Origin of the sequence: Streptomyces lunaelactis (assembly GCF_003054555.1) — a bacterium.
GTDB classification, from domain to species: Bacteria; Actinomycetota; Actinomycetes; order Streptomycetales; family Streptomycetaceae; genus Streptomyces; species Streptomyces lunaelactis.
This window is the reverse complement of the sequence record NZ_CP026304.1, coordinates 6,867,044-6,885,708: the sequence shown is the minus strand read 5'-3', so window position 1 is coordinate 6,885,708 and position 18,665 is coordinate 6,867,044. Positions and strand designations below refer to the sequence as shown.

General features: G+C 69.7%; 13 protein-coding genes. 6 read left to right on the top strand and 7 right to left on the bottom strand.

Going from position 1 to position 18,665, the window contains the following annotated elements; genetic code table 11:
* The first annotated feature begins 95 nt into the window (after positions 1-95).
* The 4 genes from SLUN_RS31545 to SLUN_RS31530 all read left to right on the top strand — a co-directional run bounded on the left by SLUN_RS31545 (position 96) and on the right by SLUN_RS31530 (position 5,594).
* Positions 96-1,985, top strand: a complete 1,890-nt coding sequence (locus SLUN_RS31545; protein ID WP_108153354.1) for an ATP-binding cassette domain-containing protein — start codon at positions 96-98, stop codon at positions 1,983-1,985.
* A gap of 229 nt (positions 1,986-2,214) precedes the next feature.
* Complete coding sequence (locus SLUN_RS31540) at positions 2,215-2,571, top strand: VOC family protein (protein WP_108153353.1); 357 nt, start codon at positions 2,215-2,217, stop codon at positions 2,569-2,571.
* Positions 2,568-3,020, top strand: a complete 453-nt coding sequence (locus tag SLUN_RS31535) for a pyridoxamine 5'-phosphate oxidase family protein (RefSeq protein WP_108153352.1) — start codon at positions 2,568-2,570, stop codon at positions 3,018-3,020. Before SLUN_RS31540 ends, SLUN_RS31535 begins: the two co-directional genes overlap by 4 nt.
* A gap of 165 nt (positions 3,021-3,185) precedes the next feature.
* The gene (locus SLUN_RS31530) at positions 3,186-5,594 is read left to right on the top strand and encodes an ATP-binding cassette domain-containing protein (RefSeq protein WP_108153351.1); all 2,409 of its coding nucleotides are present in this window, start codon (positions 3,186-3,188) and stop codon (positions 5,592-5,594) included.
* Between the two features lie 103 nt (positions 5,595-5,697).
* Here the strand turns inward: SLUN_RS31530 and SLUN_RS31525 are convergent, their stop codons facing one another.
* A complete protein-coding gene (locus SLUN_RS31525) occupies positions 5,698-6,618 on the bottom strand; it encodes an aldose 1-epimerase family protein (protein WP_108153350.1) in 921 nt (306 codons plus the stop codon).
* A gap of 499 nt (positions 6,619-7,117) precedes the next feature.
* Between SLUN_RS31525 and SLUN_RS31520 the strand changes: the two genes are divergently transcribed.
* On the top strand, positions 7,118-8,698 hold the full coding sequence (locus tag SLUN_RS31520; RefSeq protein WP_108153349.1) for a GMC oxidoreductase: 1,581 nt from the start codon (positions 7,118-7,120) through the stop codon (positions 8,696-8,698).
* 39 nt (positions 8,699-8,737) lie between these two features.
* Here SLUN_RS31520 and SLUN_RS31515 read toward each other — a convergent pair whose 3' ends face one another.
* From SLUN_RS31515 to SLUN_RS31500, 4 genes are all read right to left on the bottom strand, one after another.
* Positions 8,738-9,781: a cytochrome d ubiquinol oxidase subunit II gene (locus SLUN_RS31515; protein ID WP_170146626.1), complete on the bottom strand. Its 1,044-nt coding sequence runs from the start codon at positions 9,779-9,781 to the stop codon at positions 8,738-8,740.
* Positions 9,778-11,262: a cytochrome ubiquinol oxidase subunit I gene (locus SLUN_RS31510; protein ID WP_108153347.1), complete on the bottom strand. Its 1,485-nt coding sequence runs from the start codon at positions 11,260-11,262 to the stop codon at positions 9,778-9,780. The genes SLUN_RS31515 and SLUN_RS31510 overlap by 4 nt, the downstream gene beginning before the upstream one ends.
* A 95-nt stretch (positions 11,263-11,357) precedes the next feature.
* Positions 11,358-12,698, bottom strand: a complete 1,341-nt coding sequence (locus SLUN_RS31505) for an NAD(P)/FAD-dependent oxidoreductase (protein WP_108153346.1) — start codon at positions 12,696-12,698, stop codon at positions 11,358-11,360.
* A gap of 6 nt (positions 12,699-12,704) precedes the next feature.
* The gene (locus SLUN_RS31500; RefSeq protein ID WP_108153345.1) at positions 12,705-13,544 is read right to left on the bottom strand and encodes an SDR family oxidoreductase; all 840 of its coding nucleotides are present in this window, start codon (positions 13,542-13,544) and stop codon (positions 12,705-12,707) included.
* A gap of 1,047 nt (positions 13,545-14,591) precedes the next feature.
* Between SLUN_RS31500 and SLUN_RS31495 the strand changes: the two genes are divergently transcribed.
* Positions 14,592-15,743, top strand: coding sequence for a hypothetical protein (locus tag SLUN_RS31495; RefSeq protein WP_108153344.1), 1,152 nt, complete (start codon positions 14,592-14,594; stop codon positions 15,741-15,743).
* Here the strand turns inward: SLUN_RS31495 and SLUN_RS31490 are convergent.
* On the bottom strand, positions 15,724-16,404 hold the full coding sequence (locus tag SLUN_RS31490; RefSeq protein ID WP_257153829.1) for a tetratricopeptide repeat protein: 681 nt from the start codon (positions 16,402-16,404) through the stop codon (positions 15,724-15,726). The two genes, SLUN_RS31495 and SLUN_RS31490, sit on opposite strands and share 20 nt — an antisense overlap.
* A gap of 82 nt (positions 16,405-16,486) precedes the next feature.
* Entirely contained in the window at positions 16,487-18,523 is a 2,037-nt protein-coding gene (locus SLUN_RS31485; protein WP_108153342.1) for an APC family permease, read from the bottom strand.
* Positions 18,524-18,665 lie beyond the last annotated feature (142 nt).

Here is an 18,665-nt window from a genome sequence, read left to right as displayed (position 1 = left end):
ACTCCGGCTCAAACACGTGTGTTCGATATCGCTGCCCTCGTCGTTGACCCCGGTGGCACCGAACCGATGACAACGACCGTGCAGGAGATGTGCAGTTGACTTCAGCCGATACCCAGGACGCGCAAGCCGTACCGCCTCCGCCGCCGCCTCCTGCCGAGATCACCTACGCGGGGGAATACTCCGTGAACCCGCTCGGCGAGGTGTCCTTCCGTAAGCTGTGTGCGCAGCTTCCCTCGGTCCTGCGCCGGATCGCCAGGATGTCCTGGGACATCGACCGCCGGGCCGTCCTGCTGCTGCTGGTCTGCCAGTTGGCCACCGGTGTGGCAGCCGCGGTGCTGCTGACCGCCACCGCCAAGGCGATGCGTCCGATTCTCGGAGGCGGTGCCGTCTCTGACCGGTTGCACCAGGCGCTGCCCGCCCTCCTCGTCGTGGCCGGTGCGACCGCCCTCAGCCGCGGCGCGGGCGCCCTGGCCACGTACGCCGAGCGGCGGATCACGCCCAAGCTGACGACGGTGACGGACACCGCCCTGGTTGAGGCGGTCTGCCGCGTCGAGGCGTCGGCCTATGCGGTGGACGGGTTCGCGGACCGGCAGGAGGCCGCGGAGATGGGGGTGCTTCGCACGCATGTCATGGTGATCGACGCCCAGCGCTTCATGTCGGCCCTGGTCAGGATGGTCACGGCCAGTGGCGTCCTGTCGGTCCTGAATCCGCTGATGCTGCCTCTGCTTCTCCTTGCAGTGCTCCCGGCCGGCGTCGGCGCGGTGCTCACCGCCCGGGTCGACTACGAGATCCACTACGCGAACATCGCCGACCGCAATGTGCGGGGCATGATGCGGTGGTGGTCGACGACCCCCAAATACGCCGATGAGGTCCGCGCCAACGGCATGACGGACTACCTGCTGTACTGGTACCGGTCCCTGTCCGAGCGAGTCGACGAGCGCACGCTGGCCGCGGCCCCTCGGACGCTGCGGATCGCGTTGGTGTCCTCGCTCGTGGGCGGGGTGTTCCTGGTCGCCACGTGGGTGGCCCTCGCCTGGCTGGCCGTGACCGGCCGGGTCGCACTCGCCATCGCAGCCACGGCGGTCGTCGCCGTCCAGGCAACACTGGCCGCACTGTCACAGGTCATCATCAACGGGGCCGCGGTGTTCCACACGAGCCTCTACCTGAGCGACATGCAGGCGTTTCTCGACGACGCCGACGAGCGGGCGCCCAAGCGCGGCAAACTGGCAGTGAGTGCGCCGGTGGAGGAGATCCGGCTGGAGGAGGTCACCTACCAGTACCCGGGGAAGGACAAGCCGGCCGTCGACGGCGTCTCCCTGACGCTGCGGCGCGGGGAAATCCTCGCGATCGTCGGGGTGAACGGCTCAGGCAAGTCGACCCTCACCCGGCTGATCACCGGGATCTACCTCGCCGACAAGGGCCGGGTGACCTGGAACAGTGATGATCTCGCCTCAGTGGACCCGGCCACCGTCTGGGCCTGCACCGGGCTGGTCCCGCAGATCTTCGCGCAATGGCCGCTAAGGGTCCGCGAGAACGTGACGCTGGGACAACCCCGCACCCTCGACGACGGGCCGGTGTGGGAAGCGGTCGACGCGGTCGGCATGCGAGAAGCCGTGGAGGACCTGTCGAACGGCCTCGACACCCTCCTCGCCCGGGAAGTGTTCGGCGGGGCGGAACTGTCCGGAGGACAGTGGCAGCGCCTGGCCTGCTCCAGGGCCCTCTACCGACGCCCGCCCCTGCTGATCCTGGACGAGCCCACCTCGCAGATGGACCCCCGCGGCGAACACCAGATCTTCGAGGAGATCAAGGCCATCGCAGGCGACCGCATCACGATCGTCGTCACGCACCGGCTCGAGAACACGAAGGTCGCCGACCACATCGTGGTCATGGAGCAAGGCCGCATTACCGAACAAGGCCGGTACGACGACCTCGTACACGCGGGCGGCACCTTCGCCGAACTCCTCGAACTCTCGCAGGACCGGTAGCCCTGAAGATCCACTGTTGCAGGGTCCTCGATTCGATGGGGAGGTGACCAGACCGATCAGGAATCGAGAAGCGCCGGCCCCGAGCCGCAGCTAGCGTGACCGCCATGGCGACGACGAGCGCCGCACCATCACCGAGATGACGGCCAAGGGCAATGTCCGGGCTTCCCGTTCGACTTCAATCCCGGCAATCCCACCGGGGGTGATGTGACCCACGACTTCAGGAGTGACCATGACCGGCAATTCCACCCAGGGAATCAAGACCGTGCTGCATCCCGTGTCCGACCTGGCGACGGCCAAGGCGGTGTACGCAGCACTGCTCGGCGTACCGCCGCAGACCGACGAGTCCTACTACGTCGGCTTCGAGGCTGCGGGCCAGCACATCGGGCTGGTGCCGGGCGGTGGACCGCAGAGCATGACCTCGCCGGTGGCCTACTGGCACGTGCCGGACATCGAGGCGAAGCTGGCCGAGGTGACCGCCGCGGGTGCCACCGTGAAGGAGCCCGCGCACGACGTCGGTGGCGGCCGCCTGGTGGCGACCGTCACCGACCCCGATGGCAATGTCCTCGGCCTGCTTCAGGACCGATGAGCGCCGACCCCCGCTCCCGCGCTCAGCGTCGTCGCGACACCGAGCATCGGCTCACCCACGACATCGATGTGTGGGTGGCAAGTGCCTCGGAGGACGGTGCGCCGTATCTGGTGCCGCTGTCCTTCGACTGGGACGGCGAGGCGCTGCTGGTGGCCACGCCGACGGACAGCCCGACCGGCAGGAACCTGGCCGCCACCCGAACCGTTCGGCTGGGGCTGGGCGACACCCGCGACGTGTCCATGATCGAGGGCGAAGTCGAGGTCCTCGAGATCGACGCGCTGCCGCAGGAGCGGGGTGACCGGTTCGTCGCCCACACCGGCTTCGACCCGCGTGCGCCGGCCACGCCGTACCGCTGGTTCCGCATCTCCCCGCGCCGCATCCAGGCTTGGCGCGAGGTGAACGAGCTGCCCGACCGCGAGCTGATGCGCGACGGCCGCTGGTTGGTCTGACGCCTCGGCCGGGCGCGCCGCGTGGCCGGGGAGGTGGACAGCGGACCGTTGCAGCGACCGCGCCGACGAAGTAGAACCAGACGTACTGCTCGCAGCTGGTCAGATCGAGCCAGGCGACGCCGACGGAGACCGCGAAGGCGGCCCCGCCCGACAGATGGAGTCACGATGAGCATGGCCACGAGGACGGACACGCAGTCGCCTGCGCCGCACGTTGCCGACAGCCACGACCTGATCCGCGTGCACGGCGCGCGCGTGAACAACCTCAAGGACGTCAGCATCGAGATCCCGAAGCGCCGGCTGACGGTGTTCACCGGCGTCTCCGGCTCGGGCAAGAGCTCGCTGGTGTTCAACACGATCGCCGCGGAGTCGCAGCGGATGATCAACGAGACCTACAGCACCTTCGTGCAGGGCTTCATGCCGACCCTGGCGCGGCCCGAGGTCGACGTACTCGACGGGCTGACGACGGCGATCATCGTCGATCAGCAGCGGATGGGTGGCGACGTCCGCTCCACGGTCGGCACCGCCACCGACGCCAACGCGATGCTGCGTGTCCTCTTCAGCCGACTCGGCAAACCGCACATCGGCTCGCCCCAGGCGTTCTCCTTCAACGTCGCGTCGATCAGTGGAGCGGGTGCGGTCACCCTGGAGCGTGCCGGACAGACCGTGAAGGAGCGTCGCGACTTCAGCATCACCGGCGGCATGTGTCCGCGCTGCGAAGGCCGGGGCACGGTCTCCGACATCGACCTCACCCAGCTCTACGACGACTCCAAGTCGATCGCCGAGGGCGCGTTCACCATCCCCGGCTGGAAGTCGGACAGCTGGTGGACCGTGCGGACCTACGCCGAGTCGGGCTTCCTCGACCCGGACAAGCCGATCCGCGAGTACACCAAGAAGGAGATGCAGGACTTCCTCTACCGGGAGCCCACCAAGGTCAAGGTCGAGGGCGTGAACCTCACCTACGAGGGGCTCATCCCCAAGGTCCAGAAGTCGTTCCTCTCCAAGGACCGGGGGGCGATGCAGCCGCACATCCGGGCGTTCGTGGACCGGGCGGTCACCTTCACCGCCTGCCCCGAGTGCGGCGGCACCCGGCTCAGCGAGGCTGCCCGGTCGTCGAAGATCAAGGGGATCAGCATCGCCGACGCCTGCGCGATGCAGATCAGCGACCTGGCCGAATGGGTCCGTGGCGTCAACGAGCCGTCGGTGGCGCCACTGCTCGCCACGCTGCAGCAGACCCTCGAGTCGTTCGTAAAGATCGGGCTGGGTTACCTCTCGCTCGACCGGCCGTCGGGCACGCTGTCGGGCGGCGAGGCGCAGCGCGTCAAGATGATCCGCCACCTCGGCTCCTCGCTCACCGACGTCACCTACGTCTTCGACGAGCCCACCATCGGCCTGCACCCCCATGACATCCAGCGGATGAACGACCTGCTGCTGCGGCTGCGGGACAAGGGCAACACAGTGCTGGTCGTGGAGCACAAGCCGGAGACGATCGCGATCGCCGACCACGTCGTCGACCTCGGCCCCGGCGCCGGTACGGCGGGCGGCACCGTCTGCTTCGAGGGCACCGTCGAGGGGCTGCGGGCCGCCGGCACCGTCACCGGCCGCCATTTCGACGACCGGGCCGCCGTCAAGGAGACGGTGCGGAAGCCCACCGGCACGCTGGAGATCCGCGGCGCGACGACGCACAACCTGCGCGACGTCGACGTCGACATCCCGCTCGGGGTGCTTGTCGTCGTCACCGGCGTCGCCGGCTCCGGCAAGAGCTCGCTCGTGCACGGGTCACTGCCACAACAGTCGGGGGCCTCCGGCGAGGGTGTGGTGTCGATCGACCAGGGCGCGATCCGCGGCTCGCGACGGAGCAACCCGGCGACGTACACCGGACTGCTCGACCCGATTCGCAAGGCGTTCGCGAAGGCCAACGGCGTGAAGCCGGCGCTGTTCAGTGCCAACTCCGAGGGCGCCTGCCCCAACTGCAACGGCGCCGGCGTCATCTACACCGACCTCGCGATAATGGCCGGCGTCGCCACCACCTGCGAGGAGTGCGAGGGGAAGCGGTTCCAGGCATCGGTCCTTGACCACCACCTCGGCGGACGCGACATCAGCGAGGTGCTGGCGATGTCGGTGACCGAGGCCGAGGAGTTCTTCGGCGACGGCGAGGCGCGCACGCCGGCCGCGCACCGCATCCTCGGCCGGCTCGCCGACGTCGGGCTCGGCTACGTCAGCCTCGGCCAGCCGCTCACTACGCTGTCCGGCGGCGAGCGGCAGCGGCTCAAGCTGGCCACCCACATGTCCGAGAAGGGCGGTGTCTACGTCCTCGACGAGCCGACTGCCGGCCTGCATCTCGCCGACGTGGAGCAGCTGCTCGGCCTGCTCGACCGGATCGTCGACTCCGGCAAGTCGGTCATCGTCGTCGAGCACCACCAGGCGGTCATGGCGCACGCCGACTGGATCATCGACCTCGGCCCCGGCGCCGGCCACGACGGCGGCCGGATCGTCTTCGAGGGCGCACCCGCCGACCTCGTCGCCGCCCGCTCCACCCTCACCGGCGAGCACCTCGCGGCCTACGTCGGCACCTGACCGAGGCCCTCGCGGACCCCGTGAGGCGAGGCCTCCTTGAACAAAAGGCCGAAGGGTGGTCCTCGGCCCGAGGAGGATCAGGCCGAGGACCATCTCGGCGCCGTCACTCCCCCCACGGCGTGATCCCCCACCGGACCGTGTGCCGCTCGCCGGGGCCGAGGCTGACGAGCGCCGTGCCGCTGCGGAAGGCGCCCGGCGGGCAGGTCATCGGTTCGACGGCGACCGCGCGGCGGCGCTCCCCCGGCGGGAGGGTGTCGCCGGTGAAGAGCTGCACGTAGTTGGCGCCCTCACCGAGCCACACGTCCGTACCGAACGCACCCGACGGGTGGGCCAGGCGGACCATGGCCCGCCCGTCCGCGTCCCGGTCGAGGTCACTGAAGGGGGTGTCGAGTCGGCGCGCTCCGACAGCCTGCGGCGTACGCAGGTCGTACGGCGTCCCGGCGACCGGTTCGGCGGCAACCGGCAGGCCGCGCTCGTCGGTGCGCAGCCACGTACGGGCGGGAACGGTCAGCACCGCCTGGTCGACGACCGCGGTGCCCGCCGTGACGTAGGGATGCTGGCCGAAGCCGTAGGGGGCGGCGCTCGCGTCGAGGTTGCGCGCCGTGACGGCGACCTCGAGACCGCCCTCGCTCAGGGCGTACTCGGCGCGGACGTGGAGGTGAAACGGGTAGCCCGGCTGCGGCCACAGCGGAACATCCAGAACGGCCCGGCGCTCGCTCGCCTCCACGACCCGCCACGAGGTCCACCTGAGCAGCCCGTGGATGGCGTTGCCGCCGGCCGGCTCGGTGAGCGGCAGCTGCAGGTCCTGCCCGTCCCAGCGATACCGGCCGTCCCGGATCCGGTTGGGCCACGGCACGAGGATCTGGCCGCGCCCGCCGGCGATCCGGTCCTGTGCGGCGAATCCGTCGACCACGGCGCGCTCACCGACCGAGTACGACCGGAGCGCCGCGCCCAGTTCGACGACGACGGCAGTATGAGCTCCGTGGCGCAGGGTCAGCTGCCGTCCGGTGCGGCTCTCCTGCACGCGTGGCCTCCTCGGTCCGCCCGGCCGGCGTCCTCGGACGCGGGCGTACTGGTGGGCCTGTGGTGTCGGCCTCCTCGTCGGAAGCGTGCGGGCCCGCAGCGGCCCGGTCAAGCGCCACACGTTCCTGCGGGTGGAGTCGCCCGGCACATTCGCCCACTCGGGTCAGAGGCAGCGTCCGTCGGAATACCCTGTGCCGGTCCCTCCGGGCGGCGCACGGTCGCTTGTGCCGCCTCCCGGACGAGCCCGGGGCCGACCGTCGATGCGGCAGCCGGCGCGCAGGCCGTCGTCGACGAGGCGGCGAACGCCGTGCGGGCGATCGGCTGAATGCGCACCCGTTCGGCTCCCGGCGGGTCGCCGCTGCCGGGACCGCCCGATAGCTTCCGCATGGCACTGAATATTCCGATTGCCCGGGCGCGCGTGCGACGCAGTGCAGCACAGGGGCCATCCGGGCGCGCGCTACGGCCAGGACAGCCATCGACTCCTAGAACGGGATCTCCGCATGGCCGACGATCACCACTACGACGTCATCATCATCGGTACGGGAGCGGGCGGCGGTACGCTCGCCCACCGGCTGGCCCCCACCGGCAAGCGGGTCCTGATCCTGGAGCGCGGCGACTACCTGCCGCGGGAGCGGGACAACTGGGACTCCACCGCCGTCTTCGTCAAGGGCAAGTACCGTGCCCCCGAGTTCTGGTACGACAAGCACGGCAACGAGTTTCCCCCGGAGGTGAACTACTACGTCGGGGGCAACACCAAGTTCTACGGCGCCGCGCTCTTCCGGCTCCGGCCCGAGGACTTCGGCGAGCTGCGCCACCACGATGGCATCTCACCGGCCTGGCCGATCCGCTACGAGGATCTGGAGCCGTACTACACGCAGGCCGAGCAGCTCTACCTGGTGCACGGGCGCCATGGCGAGGACCCCACGGAGGGTCCGGCCAGCGGCCAGTATCCACACCCTCCGGTGGAGCACGAGCCGCGCATCCAGCAGCTCAGCGACGACCTGGAGAAGAGGGGACTGCACCCCTTCCACCTGCCCATCGGCGTGAACCTCACGCAGGACGAGAACGGCCGTGCCACCCATTCCAGCGTCTGCATCCGCTGCGACCGGGTCGACGGCTTCCCCTGCCTGCTGGGCGCCAAGTCCGACGCACAGGTGATCTGCGTCGATCCGGCGCTGAAACACGACAACGTCACGATGGTGACGGGCGCCAACGTGCAGCGCCTGGAGACCGACCCGGCCGGACGCACCGTCACCAGGGTCGTCGCCGAGCTCGGGAACGGAACGACCGAGGGATTCAGCGCCGACATCGTGGTGGTCGCCTGCGGCGCGGTCAACTCGGCCGTCCTGCTGCTCCGTTCGGCCAACGACAGACACCCCGGCGGCCTGGCCAACAGCTCGGACGTGGTGGGCCGCCACTACATGCGGCACAACAACCTTGCGCTGATGGCGGTGTCGAAGGAACCGAACCCCACGAGGTTCCAGAAGACCCTGGCGCTGAACGACTGGTATCTGGGTGCGGACGACTGGGACTTCCCGCTCGGCGGCATCCAGATGCTCGGCAAGTCGGACGCCGACCAGATCCACGGCGAGGCGCCTCGCTGGGCCGGCGCGGTCTCGCCCGACATGCCGTTCGAGATGCTGGCGCACCACGCCGTCGACTTCTGGCTGTGCGGGGAGGATCTCCCGCTGCCCGAGAACCGCGTCACCCTCGACAAGGACGACGACATCCACCTGGCTCTCGACGAGAAGAACAACACGGCCGGCCTGAAGCGGCTCCAGCACAAACTGCAGGGAATGCTGGGCCACCTGGGTATGCACGAGCATCATCTGCTGTCGCACAGCATCTATCTGCACAAGGGCATGCCCATCGGCGCCACCGCGCACCAGGCCGGTACGGTCCGTTTCGGCGACGACCCGAACAGCTCCGCCCTGGACGTCAACTGCAAGGCCCACGACCTCGACAACCTCTACGTGGTCGACACGAGCTTCTTCCCGAGCATCGGCGCGGTCAATCCGTCGCTGACGGCCATCGCCAACGCTCTGCGGGTCGGCGATCACATCGCCGCCCGGCTGCGCTGACGGGGTGTCGCACGCGGCGACGGAGCAGGCGGAGTGCCGCTACAGGTTGTCCCCGGGTGTTCTGGCGGCCCGGGTGTCGGCGTCGGTGAGCGGCTCCAGCTCACCCAGTGTGTCGAGCCGGTAGAGCAGCACCAGCGCCGGGCCGACCAGCACGATCGCGATGACCGTGACGATCGCCAGCCAGCGCAGGGTGTGAGCAGCGCCGGCCGCCTGGGCCACCGTCAGCGAGGTGGGCAGTAGGTAGGGCCGCTGCGCGAAGCCCCAGGCGCCGACGGTCAGGGCGACGCTTGCCACCGAGGTGTAGCGGGACCAGCCGTAGGACCGGCGCAGCAGAGCCAGCACCGTGGCCAGACCGCAGACTGCGGCCAGGACGATCAGCAGCAGGCCCAAGCCCCCGGTGAGGCCCTCCCAGACGTACGGGGCGTCGCTGTGGGTGACGGGCAGTCCGATGAGTGCGAGGAGGACGACGGCGGCGAAGGCGAGCAGCGCCCGCAGTCGGAAGTAGTCGACGAGGTCGTCGGCGCCGAACCGCCGGGCGTCGGAACAGAGGAACACCGCCCCGAGGAACGCGGTGGCCGCGATGGCCAGCAGACCCGCGAGGACGGAGGTCGAATTGGCCCAGGCGTCCGCGGAGGCGGTGGTCCCGACCGCGACCCGACCGGAGGCGATGCCGCCGAGCGCCGCCCCGAGGAAGAACGGCGTGAGCAGCGATGAGATGGCGAACATCGCACCGTAGATCCGTCGTTGGGCCAGACGGCGGGTCGGCTTGCGCAGGGCGAATCCGGCGCCGCGGAGCACCAGTCCGACGGCGGCGAGGGCGAGCGGCAGCCACAGCGCGGCGAAGACGGCCTGGAACATGGTCGGGAAGGCTGTCCACATGATGATCAGGACGAAGATCAACCAGACGTTGTTGACCTCCCAGACCGGGGCCATGGCGTGGTCGATGAGCCAGCGGGGCCGCTTGCCCCGCTCCGCCCCTCCGGCCAGGAGGTCCCAGAAGCCCGCGCCGTAGTCGGTGCCCCCGGCGCAGGCGTAGGCGGCGATCACGAGCACCATGACCCAGGCGATGAGATCGGCCATCATGACGCACCGCTCGAGGTGCGGTCGGACCCGCCGCCGGGCGCGGCCCCGGCGGCTGTGGGCTCGGGCTCGCTTCTGGGCCCGTAGGGGGTGTCGCTCTCAGGGGGCAGTGCGGCGCGCGCGGAGGCCGAGCCTTCATCCGCGATGCGCCAGCGGGTGCGCATCTTCAGGATGACCGCGAGAAACGCGCCGAAGACGGCTACGTAGACGGCCATGATGATGCCGAGCATCGCCCACAGGGATCCGGCGCGGGTGTCGGTCACCGCCTCCGAGACCCTCATCTGGTTGTAGACGATCCAGGGCTGGCGGCCGACCTCCGTGGTGATCCAGCCGCACTCCACGGTGACCAGGCACGCGACTCCGGCGATTGCGGCGCAGCGGAAGAACCAGCGGCTGCGAGGGAGGTCCCGATGTCGCAGCCAGGACCAGGCGTACCAGAGCGCGAGCAGGATCAGCAGGCTGCCGACGGTGACCATGATGTCGAAGGCCCAGTGGGCGATGGTGGCCTGGACCGCGGTGGGGCGGTCGGCGGCCGGCACCGAGGTCAGCCCGGTCACCTGGGTGCTGGGCTTGAAGCCGGCGAGGATCGAGTCCAGTTGGGGGATCTTGAGTCCGCCGGAGATTGTCCCGTCGGTGTTCAGTCGTCCGAACAGGTACTCGGGCACGTGGGTGTCGGTCTTCCAGACGATCTCCATGGCGGCGAACTTGACCGGCTGCTTGTGGAAGACGGCGCGAGCGGCGGAGTCGCCGAGCATGAACTGGACCGGTGTGAGGATCGCGGCAACGGTGAACGGCAGGGTGAAGCCGAGCCGGTGGTAGCGGTCGCGGCGCCCGCGCAGCCAGCCGACCGCGTACACGCCGGCGACCACGTATCCGGCGGTCATGAACATCGCGACGACGAAGTGCCAGTACTCCGGGCCGAACATCGGTGTGAAGATCGCCTGCCGTACGTTGACGTCGACGGGATTGCCCTGGGCGTCGAGGCGGAACCCCTGTGGGGTGTTCATCCAGGAGTTGGCCGCGATGATGCCGAACGCTCCCATCAGGGCGGTCAGCGGCAGCGGTACGGCCAGCCAGAAGTGCGTCCAGGGCTTGAGCCGGCGCCAGCCGTAGAGGTAGATCGCGATCAGGACGGCCTCCAGGAAGAACGCCCATGCCTCGATGCCGAACCCGAGGCCGAAGACGTCGCCCCAGCGGCCCATCATGCCGGGCCAGAGCAGGCCGAGCTCGAAGGACAGCACGGTGCCGGTGACGACGCCGATGGCGAACTGGACGGCCATCACCGCCGACCAGCGCCGCGCGAGCTGAAGGGCGACGGCGTCGTCGCGGCGCAGCGCCCGGTGGTGCATCAGCAGCGTGATGAGCGGCAGTGCCACGCCGAACGGGACCAGCAGGATGTGCGAGGCCAGGGTGAAGGCCATCAGCTCGCGAGCAGGCAGGAGTTGGGGCGGGGTGTTCGCCAGAAGGGCCGCTGTGCTGAGCATGTGCGCCTCGATGGTCTGCCCCGCGGGGAGCGGGGGCTGAGGAACGACAGGATGCGGAGGGGTGACGGCAGGGAGGTGCCGGCCTGCTGACGTCGTCAGGGAGGCGACAGGGGCGGCTTCGGCCCGGGCGCCCGGCCGGCCGGCGCGTCTGCGTCGGGCTGCGTGAAGGCGCGTTCGCGTCGCGAGCTGGTGGCGAAGGCGACGGACCAGCTGAGCACCGCTCCCAGCCTGCTGCGGAATCCGGTGAGGAAGGCCAGATGAATGAAGAGCCAGGCCAGCCAGCCGGTCGCGCCGGACAGGTGCAGCGGGCCGGCCTTGACGACGGCGCGGCCGCGGGCGATGTACGCGGCGCTGCCGAGGTCCCAGTACTTGAAGGGCTTCGGCTGTTTCGTCCGGCCCTCCACGGCGTGGCGCACGACCCGGCCCGCATATGCGCCCGACTGCATGGCGACCTCGGCCAGCCCCGGCAGCCGGTTCAGGCTCATCACGTCGCCCGTGACGCGGATCTCCGGATGGCCGGGGATGGTGAGGTCGGGTTCGACGGCGATGCGTCCGGCCCGGTCCTGGGTGACGCCGGTTGCCCGGGCCAGCGCGGCGGCGATGGGCGGCGCCTCGACGCCCGCCGTCCACAGCACGGTGCGTACCTCGAACCGGGTGGTCGCGCCGTCCCGGTCTTGTACCGTCAGGCCGTGCGCGTCGACGTCGGTGACCTTCGTGCCCAGATGCAACTCCACGCCGAGGCTCTGCAGGGTTCGGGCCGCGCGATGGGCCAGTGGGCGGCCGAACGCGCCCAGCACCTCGTCGGAGCCCTCGAAGAGCAGCACCCGGGCCTGGGCGGAGTCGAACGTCTGGAACTCCCGCTCGAGCGTGTGGCCGGCAATCTCCCGGATCTGTCCCGCGAGTTCGACGCCGGTCGGGCCGCCGCCGACGAGCGCGAAGGTGAGCCACTGCTGCCGCTCCTCGGCGTCCGGGGCCGTTTCGGCCATCTCGAACGCCCGGTAGAGCCGTCGGCGGATGTCCAGCGCGTCGTTCAGGGTCTTCATGCCGGGGGCGTGCGCGGCGAACTCGTCGTGCCCGAAGTAGGACTGGCGCATGCCGACCGCGACGATCAGATCGTCGTAGGGCAGCGCGAGGGCTCCGCCGTCCGGTCGCCGGGCGTGGACCAGGCGGGCTTCGACATCCACGTCGGTGGCTTCGGCGAGCAGGCAGCTCACGTTGTGGTGGCGTCGCAGGACCGCGCGGAGCGGTTGCGCGATCTGGCCCTCGGACAGGATTCCGGAGGCGCACTGGTAGAGCAGCGGTTGGAAGAGGTGGTGGGCGCGGCGGTCGATCACGGTCACGGCGACCGGTGACCGCCGTAGGGCGCGGGCGGCGAACAGCCCGGCGAACCCCCCGCCGAGGATCACCACCCGGCGGGGTGTGACATGGTCCTGCATCGGAGATCAGCCTCCGGTGGCGAAGCCGGGGAAGAGCGTCATTCCGCCGTCGACGAAGAGCGTGGCGCCGACGACGTAGTCGAGCAGGTCGGACGCCATGGCGACGACGGCGTTGGCGATGTCGTCCGGGTCGCCCACGCGGCGGTACGGGATCAGGCGCAGCAGGTCGGCCTCGGCCTCGGGCGTGGACCAGGCGTCGCGGTTGATCGGCGTGCGAATAGCTCCGGGTGCAACCGCATTGACCCTGATCCGCTGGGGAGCCAGCTCCTGGGCGAGGGTCTGCATCAGCATGCCCACACCGCCCTTGGAGGAGGCGTAGTTCACGTGCCCCGCCCACGGGATGATCTGGTGGACCGAGCTCATGCAGATGATCTTCCCGGCAGAACGGGACACCTCCGGCACCACACCGCGCCGCACGAACTCCTTGGCGGCCTCCCGAGCGCAGAGGAACTGGCCGGTCAGGTTGACGTCGATGACCTTCTGCCACTGTGCGAGCGTCATCTCCGCCAAGGGCGCGTCCCGCTGGAGGCCCGCGTTGGCGACCATGATGTCGATGGTGCCGAACTCCCTCACCATCTGCGCGACCATGGCGGCCACCTGGTCCTCGTCGGACACGTCGGCCTCGTGGGCGTAGGCACGAACCCCGAAGTCCTTGATCTGCGCCACGACCTTCTCGGCCTCGTCCGCACCGACGACGTAGTTCACCACGACGTCCGCTCCGGCCCGGCCCAGCGCAATGGCGGTGGCCTTGCCGATGCCCGAATTGGCACCGGTCACCAGCGCCCTCTGGCCCTTGAGGAGCTGCGCGGTCGTCGTCCCGCGGTTCTCGTCGACACTTCCTGCCACCACGATCTCTCCTTCGGCGTTTCGGGGCGGCGCGCCCGCCGCCCCGACATACCGACGGGCGTGCCGCCGGGAACGGGCGACGCATACGAGGGAGGCCCAGCGTCGGCCGGCCCACCAGGGCGGGCACGAAAGCCGTCGCGTGCCCGGCCCCCAGACGAAAGCACCCTGTGCTGCGGGCAGGACGGACCGGCGCGCCACGCAACCGTGTTTCGGCCGGGCACGTCACTCGGCCGGGCTACGGTCTGCACCGAACCCTCCCCGGTCGAGACGGGGGCCGGTCAGCGTCCCGGGCAAACGCGCGCGTTAGGCTTCGGCAGCCAATTCACCAGCGACGTCACCACGGCAGGATCCCTTCGAACGCGCCGGCGCCTTCCACCCTGCCGACGCTCGTCGCAGCCACGGGGGCCAAACCGAGGAATGGTAAGGCGCGGACACCAAGGGACACTGAATGGGCGAGGGACGGACCGACTGGATACGCGTCCCGGTCGGCGATGACGCCGTTCGGTGGGCGACTCGGGGCCGGTGCCAAAGGGTGCTGTTCGTAGCGCACAATGTCACCTCGGCCACGCGGTTGCTGGACGTTCTCCCGCTGTTCCACGACGACTTGCGCGTACAGCTGCTGGCCACCTGTCCTGGATCATCGGCGTTCCGTGCGGGAGTCGCTGAACTCCTCGCGGACACTGGCGTGCCGGTACTGCCCTGGGATCAGGCGTGCGAGACACCGGTGGATCTCGCGATCTCGGCGAGTTTCGGAGGTCAACTGCGGGCGCTGCCAGGGAAGTTGCTCGTGCTTTCGCATGGTATTGGATACACTAAGAGGCTCGCGAAGCCGGAAGCCGGAAGCCGGAAGCCGGAAGCCGGAAGCCGGAAGCCGGAAGCGCGCCTGTCTTTGGGCTCTCCCCGGAGTGGCTTCTGTCGGAGGAAACCGGTCTTCCCTTCGCGGACGCCCTGGTTCTCTCCCATCCCGAGCAGCTGAATCGCCTGCGTGCCGCGTGCCCTGAGGCTGTCCCTACGGCCGTGCTCGCCGGGGATCCCTGCTTTGACCGGATGTTGGCGGCTCGTCCGTACCGGGAGCGGTTCCGCAGGGCATTGGGTGTGCGGCGTGGGCAGCAGCTCGTCGTGCTCAACTCCACCTGGAACCCGGAGTCGCTCTTCGGCGACAGCGGCGATGACGTTCTGCCATCGCTGCTGCCACGCCTGAGTGCCGAACTCCCGGCGGATGAGTACCGTCTCGCCGCCATCCTGCACCCGAACATCTGGCACGGGCATGGTCCGGGTCAGGTTCGTGCCTGGCTCGACCGGGCCCGGCGCGGCGGGCTGGCGCTGATGGATCCGCTGGAAGGCTGGCGGCAGGCGCTGATCGCGGCTGATGCCGTGATCGGCGATCACGGAGCGGTCACTTACTACGCGGCGGCCCTCGGCACTCCGGTACTGCTGGGTGCCGCTCCCTTGTCCGGGCTCGACCCGCTGTCACCTGCTGCCGATTTCGTTCGAAGGGCGCCGCGCCTGGACCCGTGCGCCCCGGTGCTGCCTCAGCTGGTATCGCTGCGTGCGGAGCACAGTCCGGTGCCGGGTCCGCAGGAGTTCACCAGCTCACTGCCCGGCGAGTCCGCGGTCCGGTTGCGTGAGCTCTTCTACGACCTGATGGATGTTCCCGAACCCTCCTGGCCTGCGCTCCTGGAGCCGCTGCCGCTGCCGTTGTACGAGCCGGTCTCGCGCACTGCGCCCTTGCGTGTTCTGACGCGGTTGCCGGGGGCGTGCGAGGTTGTGGTGGAGCGCTATGCCGGTGCGGCGTACGAGCCGGAAGGCGACGGCGAGGTGCATACGGCTGTTCATGAGGACACCCGTGACCCGGACGCTCTCGCCCTCGCCGATGTCATCCTCCGGTACGGCGCCCCCGACGACCCCCGCCTCGGCTCCCCGGCACAGTGGTCGGCCGAGGTGCTGGATCTGCACCCGCATTGTGCCCTCGCCGCTTACGTCACCGGGCCCGACGCCTGCACGGTCCGCCTCCGGGACGGTCGTCTCCTGCGCCTGGCTTCCGGCCCTGGAGCGGACGTCGATCCCGCGGCCTGCGCCTCCGCGGTGCATGCGTGGCTGGCCGCCGGCAATCCGCCGGACACGCTCGTCGCACAGGGACTGATCGTCCGGACCGGCACCGCCGGTCACCGCATCACTGTCACCCCGGGAACCGGCTGAGGCAACGCTCACGCATGGCCCGCAGGTGGACGAGGTGATACTCGGCCCGTTCGCCCGCGAGTTTCGCGATCGCTTCGTCGACGAGCGGCAATGCGGCGGCGTGGTCCTGTACGTCGAGGCAGGTCTCCGCCAGATCGGTCAGTACGCGTGCCGAGTTGTACGCCTCCCCACTCTCCCGGAACCACCGCAGCGCGCCCTCCAGATGCTCGCGCGCCTCCTGGTGTCTTCCCATGCCGCGCAGCGCCCGGCCCCGGTGCCGTTCGAGCAGGGCACCGGCGCGGGGAAGGTCGGCCGCGCCCTCGTCGTCGGGCCCGATCGCATCGTAGATCTCTCCCGCTTCGTCGAAGCGGGCGTACGCCTCGTCGAAACGCCACTGTCGCAGTCGCAGCAGCCCGAGGAACTCGACCGCTGAGGCATGTCCTCGCACGTGGCCGGCTGTGCGCTCATCCGCAGCCGCCGCAAGCGCCAGGGCCTCTGCCTCCTCGTAGCGCCGCAACTCAGTGAAGCTGTGGGCAAGTTGTGCCTTCAGCGCTCCCGCGGCGCGGGTGCCGGGCTTGCGGGCGGTAGCCGTGCTCGACGCGAGCTGCAGCGCGGACAGCAATTCGTCGTGGTGGCCGGCCTTGAGCTGCAGCGGCCACAGAGCCCGGCCGAACGCGCGCACCGAGCACCGCATCCGCCATCAGGCCCCAACGGTAGCTGCTGCGGCGGTCGAGCACCCCGCCGCCGAGCCCTCGCTGCCGCTACTACCGGAGCGTGCCGGCGTCGTCGCTCGTGCGCGTCTTGACGGGTTCCCCGCGGCGGACTGAGCCCGGGGCGCGGGCGGCCGGGTGGTCGGCGATGGCGGAGGAGCTCAGCTGCCAGGGGACGCTGGTCACCATGACGCCAGGGGTGAACAGCAGACGGCTCTTGAGCCACAGCGCGGACTGGTTGTGCAGCAGGTTCTCCCACCAGTGGCCGACGACGTACTCGGGGATGAAGACCGCGATCACGTCCCGAGGGCTTTCACGCCTTATGGAGCGTACGTACTCCAGGACCGACCCGGTGATCTCGCGGTACGGGGAGTCGAGGATCTTGAGCGGCACAGGGATCTGGTACTCCTCCCACTGCCGTTGGAGCGCGACGGACTGGTCGCGGTCGACCGCGACGGTGAGTGCCACCAGCTGGTCCGGCCGGAAGGCGCGGGCGTAGGCCAGTGCCCGCAGGGTCGGCTTGTGAATGGTGGAGACCAGCACGATGGCCAGCACCCGGGAGGGCGGCACCATCTCGCTGCGCGGGTCGGTGACCGCCAGTTCGGCCGCGGTGGAGTCGTAGTGACGGCGGATGCCGCGCATCATCACCCACAGCACGATCGCGGCGAGCACCGCGAGCCAGGCACCCTGCGTGAACTTGGTGGCCAGCACGATGACCAGGACCAGGCAGGTGACGACCGCACCGGTCGCGTTGATCACCCTCGCCACCTGGTGCCGACGGCGAACGACGGGGTCGGTCTCCGTGCGCAGCTCACGGTTCCAGTGCCGGACCATGCCCGTCTGCGAGAGCGTGAAGGAGGTGAACACGCCCAGGATGTAGAGGTGGATGAGGCTGGTGACATCCGCCTTGTACGCCCACAGCAGGGCTCCGGCCACGACCGCCAGGGCCAGGATGCCGTTGGAGAAGGCGAGCCGGTCACCGCGGTTGTGCAGCTGGCGCGGCAGATAGCGGTGCTGGGCGAGGATCGAGGCGAGCAGCGGGAAGCCGTTGTAGGCGGTGTTGGCGGCGAGGATCAGCACCAGGGCGGTGGCGGCCTGGATGAAGTAGAAGCCGAAGCTGTTCTCGCCGCCGAAGACCGACGCCGCCAGCTGGGCGATGACGGTGCGCTGGGTGTACGTCTCGCAGTCGCCCGTGAGACCGGTCAGCCGGCAGGCGTCCTCGACGATGTGCACCTTCGCGACGATCGCGAGGGTGGTGACGCCGACGAACATCGTGATGGCGGTGATGCCCATCACGGCCATGGTGGTCGCGGCGTTCTGGGACTTGGGTTTACGGAAGGCCGGCACACCGTTGGAGATCGCCTCGACGCCCGTCAGGGCCGTACAGCCGCTGGAGAAGGCGCGCAGCACCAGCATCACCAGGGCCAGGCCCGTCAGACCCACGTCCCCGGGCTCCGCCTCGATGCCGTACTTGGCGCTCTCGGCCACCGGCGCGTCACCGAGCAGGTAGCGGAACAGTCCCGTGCCGACCATGATCAGCACGCCGCCGATGAACAGATACGTCGGGGCCGCGAACGCCTGGCCGGACTCGCGTACGCCGCGCAGGTTCATCGCGGTCAGGAGGGCGACGAAGATGAGTGCCATCAGCACGCGGTAGTCGACCAGTGAGGGCAGCGCCGAGATGATGTTGTCCACCCCGGAGGCGACCGAGACCGCCACGGTCATGACGTAGTCGACCAGCAGCGACGCGGCGACCACCAGACCGGCGGACGGACCCAGGTTGGTCGAGGCGACCTCGTACGATCCGCCGCCGCTCGGATAGGCGTGCACGACCTGGCGGTACGAGAGCACCACCACGGTCATCAGCGCCACGACCGCGCCCGCGATCCACGGCGTGAAATGCAGGTACGCCAGTCCGCCGAGGGTGAGGACCAGCAGGATCTCCTGGGTGGCGTACGCCACCGAGGACAGCGGGTCGGAAGCGAAGATCGGCAGGGCGAGTCGCTTGGGCAGCAGCGTCCCGCCCAGTTCCTCGCTGCGCTTGGCGCGGCCGATTACCAGCCGTTTGAGTATCCCGGTCACGTTGAGCACGGCGCGAGCGTATGTCGCCTCACCTGGTCGGCAGCACGACTGCGAGGCCCCATGGGGCATTAAGAACTCGTTAGGATTCCGCCACGCGGCGTACATATGGCGCAATTGACCGCACAGCGGCCCGCTGAAGCGAGTACCCGCG

Excerpts from the sequence above, each read along its gene's own strand:
- SLUN_RS31540 (WP_108153353.1), top strand. The coding sequence starts at position 2,215 with ATGACCGGCAATTCCACCCAGGGAATCAAGACCGTGCTGCATCCCGTG.
- SLUN_RS31535 (WP_108153352.1), top strand. The coding sequence starts at position 2,568 with ATGAGCGCCGACCCCCGCTCCCGCGCTCAGCGTCGTCGCGACACCGAG.
- SLUN_RS31530 (WP_108153351.1), top strand. The coding sequence starts at position 3,186 with ATGAGCATGGCCACGAGGACGGACACGCAGTCGCCTGCGCCGCACGTT.
- SLUN_RS31520 (WP_108153349.1), top strand. The coding sequence starts at position 7,118 with ATGGCCGACGATCACCACTACGACGTCATCATCATCGGTACGGGAGCG.
- SLUN_RS31515 (WP_170146626.1), bottom strand. The coding sequence starts at position 9,781 with ATGATGGCCGATCTCATCGCCTGGGTCATGGTGCTCGTGATCGCCGCC.
- SLUN_RS31510 (WP_108153347.1), bottom strand. The coding sequence starts at position 11,262 with ATGCTCAGCACAGCGGCCCTTCTGGCGAACACCCCGCCCCAACTCCTG.
- SLUN_RS31505 (WP_108153346.1), bottom strand. The coding sequence starts at position 12,698 with ATGCAGGACCATGTCACACCCCGCCGGGTGGTGATCCTCGGCGGGGGG.
- SLUN_RS31495 (WP_108153344.1), top strand. The coding sequence starts at position 14,592 with ATGTTGGCGGCTCGTCCGTACCGGGAGCGGTTCCGCAGGGCATTGGGT.